A 13,079-nucleotide genomic window follows, 5' to 3' on the forward strand; every position below is an offset into this window, starting at 1 on the left:
GCTTAGCTGGAGCAGGAGATCTCCAGATGCTTACCCCATTCTGGCGGCAACACCGCCAAATCGTTCATTTCAGGTTGATCATCATACGGTTGACACAACGCCTGATACAGACGCGCCAGCACACTGATGTCGTCGCTTTCCGCCCGTTCAATCGCCATTTGCGCCAGATAATTACGCAGAATATATTTCGGGTTCGTCGCCTTCATCGCTTGGCGACGTTCCTCATCGTCCTGATCTTCCTGCATCAACCTCTGGCGATAGGCCACAAACCAGCTATCGAATGCTGCCCTGTCGATGAACTCATCACGGAGCGGCGCACGCGGTGTTTGTTTCTCACAGTCAGCCAGCAGGCGGAACGTGCGGGTGTAATCGCTGCCCTCTTGTTGCATCAGGTGCAGCAACCCTACCAGCAGGTCATTATCTTCGGAACTTGCGGTGAATAAGCCCAGCTTGGCGCGCATCAATGTGCCATAGTGCTGCATCAACGCGGGTTCATAACGCGCAAGCGCACGTTCCAGCGCTTCCGTATCCATCAACCCTGACAGCGCCTGCGCCAGACGATGCAGATTCCACAGCCCCACGGCGGGCTGATTGTCAAACGCGTAGCGCCCACGGTGGTCGGAGTGGTTACAAATGAAATCGGGTTGGTAGGCATCTAAAAAGCCGTAAGGGCCGTAGTCAATGGTCAGCCCCAGAATCGACATATTGTCCGTATTCATTACACCGTGTGAAAACCCGACTGCCTGCCAATGGGTAATCAGCCGGGCGGTACGTTCAACCACATCGCCGAACCACAATTCATAGCGCCGCGCGTCGTGTTCCCACTGCGGCCAGTGGCGGGCAATAACAAACTCCACCAACTGACGCACCTTTTCCGGCTCACGGCGATAGTAGAAGTGTTCAAAATGGCCGAAGCGTACATGGCTCTCCGCTACGCGCAGCAGCATCGCGCCCTTCTCTTCCTGCTCACGCTGTACCGGATGTTCACTGGTGACAATCGTCAGCGCACGCGTAGTGGGAATCCCCAGATGGTGCATGGCTTCCGAGGCCAGAAATTCGCGAATGACCGAACGCAGCACCGCACGGCCATCCCCCATGCGCGAATACGGTGTTAACCCTGCACCTTTCAGGTGCCAGTCCATACTGCGGCCATCTGCCAGTTGTTGTTCCCCGAGCAGAATGCCGCGCCCGTCCCCAAGCTGCCCCGCCCACATGCCAAACTGATGGCCGCTATAAACCTGCGCCAGCGGCTCCATTCCCGGCAGTAGCTGCGCGCCGCTCCAGACCGCCGTCTGCTCGGGCGTAAACCAGTCGGAAGACAGGCCAAGCTCCGCCGCCAATCCCGCACTGTGATAAAGCAGCCGAGCACCATGCAAAGGCGCAGGCTGTAGCACGGTATAAAAACCCGGTAGTTGGTGAAAGTAGTGATTTTTGAATAACGGTGTGTGCTGCATGCTGTCTCCCGAATGCCCCTGTTATGCTGGAGAGAATCAAACGCTCATCCATAGACGACAGGTATGCAGAAAGTGTAGAGGGATGGCACGGAAATTAACACGGAGGAAACACAGGGATATTATTGTCATCACGCATAGCCGGAAAAAATCCCACAATTGTGGCGGTGAATCGATTGAATTAGCCAATCAGCGCCGTGTGCTGCTCAAGTCGATCGAAATGTACGGCTGGCCACATTTGTCCCTGAACGGCATCAATATTTAATTGTTTCATTTGATTCAGCGTCGCGATGGTATCGATCTCCTTGGCGACAATACTGATACCTGAATAACTGTTTTTAATCGTCCGTAATAATGGTTCCATCATTAACGTATTGGTTGGCCGTGATAAAAGTTGCTCCATAAACTGACCATCCAGTTTCACCCCACGAACTAAGCCATCGTGCAGCGGTTTCAGCGTTGTCTTACCAGAACCAAAATTATCCAGCCATAAATGAACGGATCTGCTCAAATTTAACAGCGTGGCGTTTTCCTTCCCCTGTGAAAGATGTGGGAAAAGCTCATTAATCTCCAACAGGACAAAATCAAGGCGTTTGAGTTCGCTGCGCAGTACGTCGGATTTCATCAAAATTTCGGTTATTTGCGGCCCGACCTTCAGCACGAGCTGGACGTGGTTATCAATAAACCATGCGGATTTATCTTTGATGAAAAGCAATTGTTCACAAACTACGTCATATTGTTGTCGTGGGCTTAACTGCGTGAGGAGAATGTCGGCAGGCATACTCAACTTACCTGAAAGCCCAGTAAAATGGCTGATCATTTCGACTGCCAGCAGCGTGCCATCCAACCTGAATATCGGCCAAAAAACGTAGTCACTGATGTAGTCAACAGCAAGGTGGATGCGCATGATCCTGTACGGCGTGGAATAAATAATAATCACATTACGTTATTATCATGGGCAAATCCACAGTACTTATTGGCACAACGCACAAAAAGCACATTTGTGCCAGGCAACAGGGGAATAAAACGAGGAAAAGGGATCAGATACGGCGCGCCTGCCAGTATGCGCGTTTCCAATACACGTTATCCAGCGACGAGCGGATGACTCCCTGACTGGTAGAGGCATGAATAAACTGGTCATCTTTGTCATAAATACCGACGTGCAGCCCGCTGCTGCCGCTGCCCGTTTTGAAAAAAACCAAATCGCCCGGTAACAGGTTATCGCGGTCAACGCGCTCACCGAGTTCAGTTTGCTCTTCCGTAGTGCGCGGCAGTTGCATGCCAAACTTATCGCGAAATGTCAGGTAAACAAAGCCGGAACAATCGATACCGTTACGATCCAGCCCGCCATAGCGATAAGGCGTTCTGTACCACTGTCCTAGTTGATCGTTGAGCTGCACCATCACCATGATCGAATCACTCAGACGCGCATTCGGCGGCGGATTATTATGCCGGCTACTGCTACAGCCGACCAAAATCAGGCTGGCGAGGATCACTGCATGTCGTAAACGTATCATCGCGATTACCGTAAAAACCGGCGAAGCTGTAGGTTCGCAGCGGTAAGAAGAGAGTAAGGTATTGGATTAATTTAGCGTTTAATCAGGGCGACTGGCAAGTAAAGGCAATTTTTCCTGTGTGCTGGCGACGCGGGTGTGTGCGTGACAGCATCAGGCGCTGCGGGTGATGATCCAGTTTCTGCCATCCACCACATGCCGCTGAAACGCGACGCCAAACACGGGGGACAGTACCTCTGGCAGCATGACATCAGCCGTTTCCCCCTGAGCCACCACGGCTCCTGCCGACAGCAGCCACACGCGATCCGCCTGATGAGCGCTATGATTCAGATCGTGTGCGCAAACCATGACCGCGATGCCCAAATGGCAGAGTTCCTTCAACAGCGCATCCAACGCGACCTGCTGCGCCACATCCAAACTGTTGGTCGGTTCGTCCAGCAACAACAGACGCGCATGTGGGTTGATCGTCGGCCAAATCTGCAACAATGCCGCCACCAGCCGAACACGCTGCCACTCACCGCCCGACAGTTGCGTAAGCGGGCGCGCCAGCTTGTCGGTTAGCATCAGGCGTTCTGCCAGCACATGCACCACCTTTTCAACTGCGCACGCCTGTGCCAACGGCGGTTGGTGCAACTGCCAATACTGGAACACCGGCATCAGCGCCAGCGGTGGTTGCTGCTGCGCCAAATAGGCGCGCCGCCCGGCTAAATCCGCTGCCGTATAGTGCGACAGCGCCATGCCAGCCAGATAGACCTCGCCTTCCCCTGCTAGCAGGCCAGCGGCTTTTGCCAGCAAGGTACTTTTCCCCGCGCCGTTCGGGCCAATAATGTGCAGCAGTTCGCCACGATGGCATTCTGCGGTCGTTGGCGACAAACGCGGCAAGACGCTAGCCTGCCGCAGTTGCAATACCGGAGAAGTCTGCTGCGTCAATTATTTTGCCAACGCGTCTTCAATGGCTTTTACGATAATGTCATGATCGGGCGCCATGTCCGGTGCGAAACGATCAATCACGCGTCCATCGCGGGCAACCAGAAATTTTTCGAAGTTCCACAGAATGTCTTCCGGGTTCTTAGGCTTGCGGCCTTTATTGACCAGACGCGCAAAAAAGTCACTTTTCCAGGTTCCATTGGCTTCCGGCTGCTGACGAATCAACTGCTGGTACAGCGGGTGACGATTCTCGCCGTTCACTTCAATTTTGCTGAACATCGGGAACTGAACGCCAAACGTTCCACGGCAGAACTCCTGAATTTCAGTTTCTGACCCCGGCTCCTGCCCCGCAAACTCATTGGAAGGGAATCCCAGCACCACCAGACCTTGGTCGCGATAGGTTTCGTAGAGTTTTTCCAGCGCGTCGTATTGTTTAGTCAGGCCACATTGCGATGCGACATTGACGACTAACGCAACCTGCCCTTTAAACGCGTCAAACGTTGTCGCTTTCCCGTCGATGGTAGTCAGCGGAATAGCATAAATTTCAGTGCTCATCGTTTTGATCCTTTTGTTGGTAAAAATCAGCAGTATCGGCAAGCTAGAGTCGATTACGTAATAACAGCCAGATAAACCAGGGCGATCCCAGCGTAGCGGTAACCACACCGATCGGCAACTCGGCTGAACTCAGCGCAACCCGCGCGACGGTATCCGCCAACAGCAAAACGCCGCCGCCAGCGAATGCACAGCCGGTTAATAAATAACGCTGATTGGTCAACCCGCACAGTCGCAACATATGAGGAATGACCAATCCAATAAACGCGATGATACCGGCCAGCGCCACGCTCAGCCCAACCTGTACGCCCATCACCAGCACCAGAATCGTGCGCCAGCGATAGACCGGGATACCTAACTGACGCGCCGGAATCTCACCGAGCATTAGCCCGTTCAACACCGTGCCCTGACGGCTCAGCCACAGCAGCAGCGGTAATAGCGTCAACAGCAACCAACCATGCCGCCAGTCAATGCCGCTGAAGCCCCCCATCATCCAATACATCAGTTGGCGTAAATCGAGGCTGGTACTGAAATAGACGGCCCAGGTCATCACCGCGCTACAGATGATCCCGAGCGCGATGCCGATGAGTAATAAGCGGGTATTGGAGATAGAGCGGCGGGAAAAATAGAGTAGCAGAAAGGTAATCAGCAGCGCGCCCGCAATCGCGCTCAGGCTTAGCGTCCAGACAGGCAGTAATCCCTGCCCCAGCAATACCGTCAGCACTAAGGCCACGCCTGCACCGTTCGCGACACCCAGTAGCCCCGGTTCCGCCAGCGGATTATCAAAGACGGCCTGCATCACCGTGCCAGACATCGCCAGACTGGCCCCCACCAGCATCACGGCCAGCGTTCTGGGTAAACGTAGTTGCCAGACAAAAAGCTGCTGAGCGTCATCCAGCCAGGCCGTCGGCCAAATCCAGCGTTCCCCGGCACACAGGCTCACGACCAGCGTGAATACGAGAAACGCCAACAGCAGTGCCAGACTCCGCCGATCGCGTCTGCACTGCTGCTGTTTTAGCTGGCTGTAGAGGGGTAACGGCATAACGTGCTTTAGCGGGATATCACCCGACGGTAATTCAATCTTGCCGTGTATGTTAAACGATTTCGCTTGCCTTACACGTTTTTTCCTTATTACCGCTCACGGTCAAAACGCCGTCGGGCCGTATACCGCCCTTATTTGGTACTGCATACCGCAATATAGTTAAGCTGTTTCCGGTTGCGGCGGAAGGTATGAAACATGTTGAAGAACATGCTGCGATTTTCTTTTTTCAGCGCATTTTTTACAATGCGCGCCGCACCAGCCAGCCCCTCATCATAAATCAGCCCCTGTGGCGTCAGCAGCGTCATCGCGCCGTTATCATAGTTGACTTTGCTAAAGCCACATTCCTGAAACAGCGTCACCCAGCGTTCGCGCAGCATCGGCTGGGCATGAACGTTGATCGCTTTGTGCATTTGTTCCACCGCTTGCAATGCGCCGGAATCCTTCTCGGAAAGCAGCATGATATCGTGGGTAATCAAGCGCCCACCCGGTTTCAACACGCGATAATACTCGGCAATAATGCGGCTTTTGGCCTTATCGGCATACATCGTTAGCATGGCTTCATTAATCACGACGTCAAAGTGATTATCGGGAAACGGCAGTTCCAACGCATTGGCCTGCATAATCGTGACCTGCGAGGCTAAACCGTTCGCAGCCACATTTTCCTGCGCCTTCTGTAGCGCCGCCTTATCCATATCTGCACCAATCACCTGACAGCCAAAACGACGCGCAATTTCCATTGCTGTCGTCCCCATATTGCAGGCGACTTCTAATACTACGCTGTCCTGCCGGAACCCGGCCTGACTCAGCAGCCACTCGGTTGCCTTTCTGCCGCCGGGACGCAGTCGTTTTTTCCCCAATCGGGCTAAAAATTTATGACCGGCTTCATGATCGCTCATCTTTGTCACTCCTTCTGCGGCAAGCGCTTAGTGGGCTTTCAAGGTCTTCAACATGGTCAGCAACATACGTGACGACTGCTGCGCATCCACGGCATGAGGGATATTGGCGGGCATACGCACCAGTGAACCGGGCTGCGCAACGACGGGTTCCCCTCCGATCGTCAGCAATAATTCGCCTTCCAGTACCATCACCAGTGCATCATAAGGCGCGCTGTGCTCGCTCAGCCCCTGCCCCTGATCGAAGGCAAACAACGTAACATTACCGCCATCGGTACGCGCCAGCACACGGCTAGCGATCCCCTGTTCTGTGGGGGTAATCAATTCATGCAGAACTAGCGCCTGTGCGGCCGGAAGGGTATTTTCTTTCATGGAAACTCTCCGTTATTCTCGATTCAGCGCGCCGTGATTTTGCTTGCCGAATCCATGCAAGTGATTATTATTTTCATTTACTAGCTTGATGGTAATACCAGCCTCTGGGAGGGCAAATGACATTTGTCAAAAAAGCGCTGTCGCCCGATGAATACGGTGAAGTGCTGTTTCAACATGACTGGATGCGTGGTGAACCTAACGATGTAGTGTGTGGGCTATTGGCCAAAAGTGAACGCCTGTTTTTCCAGCAGGATGACATCCTGTTTCGCGAAGGCGACAAAATGCAGCACTGCCTGCTGGTGGAAACAGGGAAATTACAGGCTTTTCGCCATACCTATGGCGGCGATGAAAAAATTTTCGGCCAGTTTGAGCGCGGAGAGTTTGTCGCTATCGCCGCCGTCTTTATGGATCACGGTCGCTTCCCGATGAATATTCGGGCGTTGAGCGACGGACACACGCTGATGATCCCACGGCTGGATATTCACCAGTTTTGCTTGCAGCGCCCGGAGCTGGCGCTGCGTTTACTCAACTATCTGGGCAAAAAACTCTACTCGACAATCAACCAAATCGACTGGCTGACCTCCAGCTCCGCGCCACAGCGTCTGGCGGATTACCTGCTGCGACAGCACCATATTCAGCACACTCCACATCTGACATTACCGGTCAACCGAGGCCAGCTTGCGACGTCATTAGGGATGCGTGGCGAAACATTGAGCCGATTAATGTCCGATTGGAAGCGCCAGGGCCACATTACCTATCGAGGCCATCAGGTGGAATTGTGCGATTTAGACTATCTGAAAGCGCTGGCAGCCGAGGCGAGGAGGACATTCTAAGGATGATGAGCCGTAATAGACTCGGACAAGAAGAAGGGACAGAACACGTTGAGAACGATTTTTTGACAATTGTCATTCCCACACTATCGGATTATCAACTACGCTTAGCTTATATTGATGAGAATAACTCTCATTAACACACTGTCTTTCATCAGACATCGTGAGGATAACGCTATGCTGGGTTTTTTCCGACGCACATGGTCATTTAATGGAACATCGCAGCCGCCGCATCCGCACGCGGCCTCGCCGACCGAAACTGCTACGCCTAGGCGCTGTAGCGAAAGTGAATATTGTTTCTTCAACCACTCCGCCATGCTGCCCTTCGATCAGCTTGATGAATGTTGCGGCGGCAATGATCGGCAAGAGAAAACGCCGTCCTCATACGATTCGTGACGTTTTCACTTCGTGTTGATGACGCTTAAAACTTAATGCTTTGGCCACGCGTCAGCCAGGCAGCGACAAACTCGGGCACTACCGTACTGGCGGGGCCGTAAATTTTTTCATCAAACTGGCTTTCGACCTGGCTCGGTTCCAGATTCAGCTCCAGCGTGTAGGCACCGTGAGAATGGGCTTCATGAACAAAACCTGCGGCAGGATAGACATGGCCCGATGTACCAATCGCAATAAAGTAGTCTGCCTGCGACAGCGCATGGTAAATCTTGTCCATGTGCAACGGCATTTCACCAAACCACACCACATGCGGGCGTAAAAGCGCAGGAAACTGACAGCAATGGCAGCGTTCGCCGACGGCGAGATCGTCCGTCCACTCAACAATCTGCCCGCTTTGGCTACAGCGTATTTTCAGCAACTCACCGTGCATATGAATGACGCGCTGGCTACCGGCACGCTCATGCAGGTTATCGATATTTTGCGTAATCAGCAGGAAGTTATCTTCCAGCAGCGCTTCCAGATTCGCCAACGCCAGGTGCGCCGCGTTCGGCACAATTTCCGGCTGTTGTAGCTGACGGCGACGGGCGTTATAAAATGCCTGCACCAATTCAGGATTACGCTGAAAGCCTTCAGGCGTCGCGACATCCTCGACGCGATGTTCTTCCCACAGGCCATCGGCGGCGCGAAAGGTGCGAATGCCCGACTCCGCTGAAATGCCTGCGCCCGTCAGCACCACCACGCGAGGTTTTTTCACTTCGCTTGCCGCCAGATAATCACGATGGAAAATACGCGCACGAAGGCGCTGTTGCCGCATACGCTTTCCCTTATGAAAACGCCCTAATCGTTGACGCGTATACATACTGTCTCCAGCTAGTTATCCATTAAGTGTAGCAATGCCGCGCCACGGACGCCGCCCGCATCGCCGTAACGCGCTTTCTCGATACGTGGCAGTTTGGCGATCGGTAGCAGTCGTGCAGGAAGACGCGTTGGCAGGATCTGATAGATTTCATCAAAATTCGACAGGCCACCGCCCAATACCAACAGGTGTGGATCGAACAGGGTCAGCAGATTACCCAGACAAGCCGCCAGCAAGTTCATAAAGCGATCGACAAACTCCAGCGCTTTTTCTTCTCCACCACGATAATGTCGGATAATGGTCACGGCAGGTAGCGCTTCGCCATACAAATGCTGGTACAACCATTCAAAACCGCGGCCGGAAAGGTAATTCTCAATACAGCCCAATTGACCACAGCCGCACTTCACACGGGGAATATCTACACCGATGATATCCAGTGCATCGGATGGCAGTCGGATATGGCCGAACTCACCCGCGATACCATTGCGCCCGTCCACCGGACGGCCATTAACCACCAGCCCCCCACCCAGCCCCGTGCCCAGAATCATACCCAGAACAACAGGATACGAACGGAATTCCGCGTCCCAGGCTTCCGACAACACAAAGCAGTTAGCATCGTTGCTGATACGAATATCCCGCTGCAAGCGTTGTGACAAATCCGTACGGAGCGGTTTTCCCATCGCCGCAGGGAGGTTCGCGGTGAATAGCGTACCGTCCTCCCCCGTTTGTATTCCCGGTACACCGATACCGATCTTGCCCTGCACACCGACCTGAGCATCGGCTTCATGCACCAAGCCAACCAGCGTGGCGAGCAGGTCATCATAATTATGGCGCGGCGTCGGCACTCGCTTCTGCCACACCTTATTCAACTCCGCATCGAATACGCCTAGCTCAATTTTCGTACCGCCCATGTCAAAACCGTAGTACATGACCGCTCCTTAGGGTGTGATCGCTTTCCCACACGGTAGGGAATAACCTCGTCATCTCTCAAATCGCATGTGCGTTGACTTAATTTACTGTCCACTCAACACGCGGGCAGGGTCAATCCGGCTGGCGCGCCGCGCCGGATACCAACTGGCAATCAGGCTCAGCACCAGCGACGTACCTAATACAATAAAGACATCCATCATATGCAGTTCCGACGGCAGGAAATCAATAAAATAGATGTCGCCGGACAGCAACTTATGACCGATGATGGATTCAATAGCGTGAATAATCGGTGTCAATTGCAGGGCCGCAATCACGCCTATCACCGCACCTATCAGGCTGCCCAACAGCCCGGCCAACAGCCCGTACCAGACAAAGATAGCCCGAATCAGCCCGTCTGACGCGCCGAGCGTACGCAAAACCGCGATATCACTGCTTTTGTCTTTCACCGCCATCACCAGCGTTGAAACAATATTAAAACAGGCCACGCCAATCACCAGGATCATCGCCAGATACATGATGGTTCTCACCATCTGGATGTCTCGGTACATATAACCATAGGTGCCAATCCAACTGCGAATAGTGACGTAAGCTTTCGTAGCCATCCCCGCATCACGCACCAGTTTATTGGCGGAGAAGACATCTTTCGCCTTGATGGCGATCCCCGTTACGCTCTGTCCCATATCCAGATACTGCTGTGCATCGGCAAGCGGAATTAACGCCAGGCCGTGATCGAGCTGACCGCTCAGTTGTAAAATGCCGCTAACGTGCAGCCGGATGCGTTTAGGCTGCATCAGCTTCATTTCCGGGTCACTGTTCGGGATCATCACCGTCACCCAATCCCCTTCCGCCACATTCAGCGCCTTCGCGACACCCTGCCCGATAATGACCTGCTGTTCGCCCGCGCGAAACCGCTGCCAGGCATTATTGATCACATAGTTGGGCAGCGCGCTAAGGCGTGTTTCCTGCTGCGGATCGACGCCTTTTACCTGAACTGCCTGAAGCTTGGCGCCGTTTTCCAGCAGCCCGGTGAAATTAATATAAGGCGCGGCGGCGGCAACGCCAGGCACCTGTTCGATTTTCGGCAAGATATCCTGCCAGCCTTCAAAAGGCTGATTGACCGGGGCAATTTCACCATGCGGCACGACCGCGAGAATACGGTTATTCAGTTCACGCTCGAACCCATTCATCGCGCTCAGGCCAAGAATCAACACCGCCACGCCGAGGGCGATCCCTAACGTCGAAATGACGGAGATCAGCGAAACCATGCCGCCACGCCGACGGCCACGACTAAAGCGCAGACCAATCAGCAGCGAGAGCGGAGGAAATCTCATTGCCGCGCTCCCATCAGAGTCAGTTCCTGCTGCAACTGACCGTCGCGCATTTCCAGTTGGCGATTCAGTCGGCTGGCGAGTTGCAGATCGTGCGTCACGACCAGAAAGGCGGTGCCCTGCCGAACGTTCAGTTCGCCCAGCAGTTCAAAAATGGTATCCGCCGTGCGCTGGTCGAGGTTACCGGTCGGCTCATCCGCTAGCACCAGCGATGGGCTATTAACCAGCGCTCTGGCGATGGCGACACGCTGCCGCTCACCACCGGATAACTCCGAGGAACGATGATGACTGCGCGCTTCCAGCCCAACCGCCGCCAGCATCTCGCGGGCTTTATCCTGCGCTTGCGAGGTGGACACTTTGCCAATCAGCAGTGGCATCGCGACGTTTTCCAGCGCGGTGAAATCCGGCAGCAGGTGGTGAAACTGATAAATAAAACCCAACTCGCGATTGCGTAAATCGGCTTTCGCCGCCGCCGAGAGCGAACCGAGCGGCTGGCCTTTAAAGATCACTTCGCCGGACGTTGGCGTATCCAGCCCACCCAGCATATGCAGCAGCGTACTTTTGCCCGAGCCAGAGCTTCCCACTATCGCCATCATTTCCCCGCTGCTCATCGCAAAAGAGACATCGCGCAGCACGTCGGTAGACAGCTTGCCGTCCTGATAGCGCTTGGACAGGTTAGTGCACTGCAATAACGGTAAATCACTCATAACGTAAAGCCTCAGCGGGTTGAACGGCGGCAGCGCGCCATGACGGGTACAGTGTCGATAAGAGGGCAATCACCATCGCGGAAATGGCGATCGTCACGACCTGCATAGGGTCGATCGCCACCGGCAACGCGGCACCATCCAGCAATACGCCCAGTATTGGCATCAGCGTATTCAGTTGGCTGGCCAATAGCGTCCCCAGCAAGGCACCTAACAACGCGCCAATCACGCCAGCGCTGCCTCCCTGCACCATAAACACCGCCATAATCTGACGTTGAGTCAACCCCTGCGTTTGCAGAATGGCGACTTCTCCCTGTTTTTCCATCACCAGTAAACCCAGCGACGTAATAATATTGAACGCTGCCACGGCCACGATCAGGCTAAGCAACAGCCCCATCATGTTTTTCTCCATGCGCACGGCCTGAAACAGTTCACCTTTACGTTCGCGCCAGTCTTTCCAGACCGTGCCTTCCGGCAGCGTTTGCGTACTCAGCGTATCAACCGACAGCGGGTTTTCCAGCCATAAACGCCAGCCGGTAATATGATTCGCCGGATAACGCATCAAGCGAGACGCATCCTGCTGGTTCACCAACAGTTGGTAGCTGTCCACCTCGCTGTTCGCGGCAAAAGTTCCGGCAACGGTAAAGATACGCTGGCTGGGAATGCGCCCCATCGGCGTCAGTTGGCTGGCACTCGTCACCATGATACGAAGCTGATCGCCCGCGTTAACGCCCAACTGTTCAGCCAGTTTTTCGCCCAGAATCGCCTGATACTGGCCAGATTGAAGCTGCTGTTGTTTGACGTTGACCAGATAGTGCGATAGTGGCTCTTTCTCATCAGGCTCAATTCCCAGCATGACGCCAACGGCAACGCTACGGGCACTTTGCAGCACCACATCGCCCGTCGTCAGCGGCGCAACGCGCGTCACACCTTGCAGAGAATTTAAGGAAGAAGCCGGGATCTGTGCCGGATTTAGTGAGCCTTGCGGCGTAGAAATCACCGCCTGAGGCATCACACCCAGAATATTCGCTTCCAGCTCACGCTCGAAGCCGTTCATCACGGACAGTACCGTGACCAGCGCCATTACGCCGAGCGTGATACCAATGGCGGATAGCCAGGAAACAAACCGCCCAAAGCGGTCTGCTGCACGCCCACGCATGTAGCGCAGGCCAATAAATAACGCGACAGGTTGATACATGAAATCCGTCTGGATAAGGTTGCTAAAGCAAAGTGATCAAGGATAATAAAGGGTAGTACTGCTTTATGGAACCCTAACACCCTCACTCT

The 13,079-nt window shown here is 54.1% G+C and carries 14 protein-coding genes; 1 reads left to right on the forward strand and 13 read right to left on the reverse strand.

From position 1 onward, the window contains the following. Positions 1-2 precede the first annotated feature (2 nt). From OI69_RS14320 to OI69_RS14355, 8 genes are all read right to left on the reverse strand, one after another. On the reverse strand, positions 3-1,454 hold the full coding sequence (locus tag OI69_RS14320; protein WP_039351759.1) for a protein adenylyltransferase SelO: 1,452 nt from the start codon (positions 1,452-1,454) through the stop codon (positions 3-5). A gap of 178 nt (positions 1,455-1,632) precedes the next feature. Next, the gene (locus tag OI69_RS14325) at positions 1,633-2,358 is read right to left on the reverse strand and encodes an EAL domain-containing protein (RefSeq protein WP_039351762.1); all 726 of its coding nucleotides are present in this window, start codon (positions 2,356-2,358) and stop codon (positions 1,633-1,635) included. Between the two features lie 133 nt (positions 2,359-2,491). Then, on the reverse strand, positions 2,492-2,968 hold the full coding sequence (locus tag OI69_RS14330; RefSeq protein ID WP_407668773.1) for an NlpC/P60 family protein: 477 nt from the start codon (positions 2,966-2,968) through the stop codon (positions 2,492-2,494). A 150-nt stretch (positions 2,969-3,118) separates the two neighbouring features. After that, the gene (gene btuD / locus OI69_RS14335; RefSeq protein ID WP_039351764.1) at positions 3,119-3,895 is read right to left on the reverse strand and encodes a vitamin B12 ABC transporter ATP-binding protein BtuD; all 777 of its coding nucleotides are present in this window, start codon (positions 3,893-3,895) and stop codon (positions 3,119-3,121) included. Further along, the gene (locus OI69_RS14340) at positions 3,896-4,447 is read right to left on the reverse strand and encodes a glutathione peroxidase (protein ID WP_039351766.1); all 552 of its coding nucleotides are present in this window, start codon (positions 4,445-4,447) and stop codon (positions 3,896-3,898) included. A 43-nt stretch (positions 4,448-4,490) separates the two neighbouring features. Next, a complete protein-coding gene (gene btuC / locus OI69_RS14345; protein WP_052198386.1) occupies positions 4,491-5,486 on the reverse strand; it encodes a vitamin B12 ABC transporter permease BtuC in 996 nt (331 codons plus the stop codon). A 131-nt stretch (positions 5,487-5,617) separates the two neighbouring features. Next, positions 5,618-6,382 carry a class I SAM-dependent methyltransferase gene (locus OI69_RS14350; RefSeq protein ID WP_039351770.1) on the reverse strand — a complete coding sequence of 255 codons (765 nt, stop codon included), beginning with the start codon at positions 6,380-6,382 and terminating at the stop codon, positions 5,618-5,620. A 27-nt stretch (positions 6,383-6,409) separates the two neighbouring features. Further along, positions 6,410-6,751 (reverse strand): cupin domain-containing protein, encoded by a 342-nt coding sequence (locus OI69_RS14355; protein WP_039351772.1) that lies wholly within the window; start codon positions 6,749-6,751, stop codon positions 6,410-6,412. 116 nt (positions 6,752-6,867) lie between these two features. Between OI69_RS14355 and OI69_RS14360 the strand changes: the two genes are divergently transcribed. Then, the gene (locus OI69_RS14360) at positions 6,868-7,584 is read left to right on the forward strand and encodes a Crp/Fnr family transcriptional regulator (RefSeq protein WP_039351773.1); all 717 of its coding nucleotides are present in this window, start codon (positions 6,868-6,870) and stop codon (positions 7,582-7,584) included. A 418-nt stretch (positions 7,585-8,002) separates the two neighbouring features. Here the strand turns inward: OI69_RS14360 and cobB are convergent, their stop codons facing one another. The 5 genes from cobB to lolC all read right to left on the reverse strand — a co-directional run bounded on the left by cobB (position 8,003) and on the right by lolC (position 12,990). Next, positions 8,003-8,833, reverse strand: coding sequence for a Sir2 family NAD+-dependent deacetylase (gene cobB / locus OI69_RS14365; protein ID WP_039351775.1), 831 nt, complete (start codon positions 8,831-8,833; stop codon positions 8,003-8,005). Between the two features lie 11 nt (positions 8,834-8,844). Then, positions 8,845-9,759, reverse strand: a complete 915-nt coding sequence (nagK, locus tag OI69_RS14370) for an N-acetylglucosamine kinase (protein ID WP_039351777.1) — start codon at positions 9,757-9,759, stop codon at positions 8,845-8,847. An 84-nt stretch (positions 9,760-9,843) separates the two neighbouring features. Next, positions 9,844-11,091 carry a lipoprotein-releasing ABC transporter permease subunit LolE gene (gene lolE / locus OI69_RS14375; RefSeq protein ID WP_039351779.1) on the reverse strand — a complete coding sequence of 416 codons (1,248 nt, stop codon included), beginning with the start codon at positions 11,089-11,091 and terminating at the stop codon, positions 9,844-9,846. Next, positions 11,088-11,795 (reverse strand): lipoprotein-releasing ABC transporter ATP-binding protein LolD, encoded by a 708-nt coding sequence (gene lolD / locus OI69_RS14380; protein WP_039351781.1) that lies wholly within the window; start codon positions 11,793-11,795, stop codon positions 11,088-11,090. Before lolD ends, lolE begins: the two co-directional genes overlap by 4 nt. After that, complete coding sequence (gene lolC / locus OI69_RS14385) at positions 11,788-12,990, reverse strand: lipoprotein-releasing ABC transporter permease subunit LolC (protein ID WP_039351783.1); 1,203 nt, start codon at positions 12,988-12,990, stop codon at positions 11,788-11,790. The genes lolD and lolC overlap by 8 nt, the downstream gene beginning before the upstream one ends. Positions 12,991-13,079: the final 89 nt, after the last annotated feature.

It is taken from the genome of Pectobacterium fontis, from assembly GCF_000803215.1.
GTDB lineage: Bacteria > Pseudomonadota > Gammaproteobacteria > Enterobacterales > Enterobacteriaceae > Pectobacterium > Pectobacterium fontis.

Coding starts and splice junctions, on each gene's coding strand:
- OI69_RS14320 (WP_039351759.1), bottom strand. CDS start 1,454: ATGCAGCACACACCGTTATTCAAAAATCACTACTTTCACCAACTACCG.
- OI69_RS14325 (WP_039351762.1), bottom strand. CDS start 2,358: ATGCGCATCCACCTTGCTGTTGACTACATCAGTGACTACGTTTTTTGG.
- OI69_RS14330 (WP_407668773.1), bottom strand. CDS start 2,968: ATGATACGTTTACGACATGCAGTGATCCTCGCCAGCCTGATTTTGGTC.
- OI69_RS14340 (WP_039351766.1), bottom strand. CDS start 4,447: ATGAGCACTGAAATTTATGCTATTCCGCTGACTACCATCGACGGGAAA.
- btuC (WP_052198386.1), bottom strand. CDS start 5,486: ATGCCGTTACCCCTCTACAGCCAGCTAAAACAGCAGCAGTGCAGACGC.
- OI69_RS14350 (WP_039351770.1), bottom strand. CDS start 6,382: ATGAGCGATCATGAAGCCGGTCATAAATTTTTAGCCCGATTGGGGAAA.
- OI69_RS14355 (WP_039351772.1), bottom strand. CDS start 6,751: ATGAAAGAAAATACCCTTCCGGCCGCACAGGCGCTAGTTCTGCATGAA.
- OI69_RS14360 (WP_039351773.1), top strand. CDS start 6,868: ATGACATTTGTCAAAAAAGCGCTGTCGCCCGATGAATACGGTGAAGTG.
- cobB (WP_039351775.1), bottom strand. CDS start 8,833: ATGTATACGCGTCAACGATTAGGGCGTTTTCATAAGGGAAAGCGTATG.
- nagK (WP_039351777.1), bottom strand. CDS start 9,759: ATGTACTACGGTTTTGACATGGGCGGTACGAAAATTGAGCTAGGCGTA.
- lolE (WP_039351779.1), bottom strand. CDS start 11,091: ATGAGATTTCCTCCGCTCTCGCTGCTGATTGGTCTGCGCTTTAGTCGT.
- lolD (WP_039351781.1), bottom strand. CDS start 11,795: ATGAGTGATTTACCGTTATTGCAGTGCACTAACCTGTCCAAGCGCTAT.
- lolC (WP_039351783.1), bottom strand. CDS start 12,990: ATGTATCAACCTGTCGCGTTATTTATTGGCCTGCGCTACATGCGTGGG.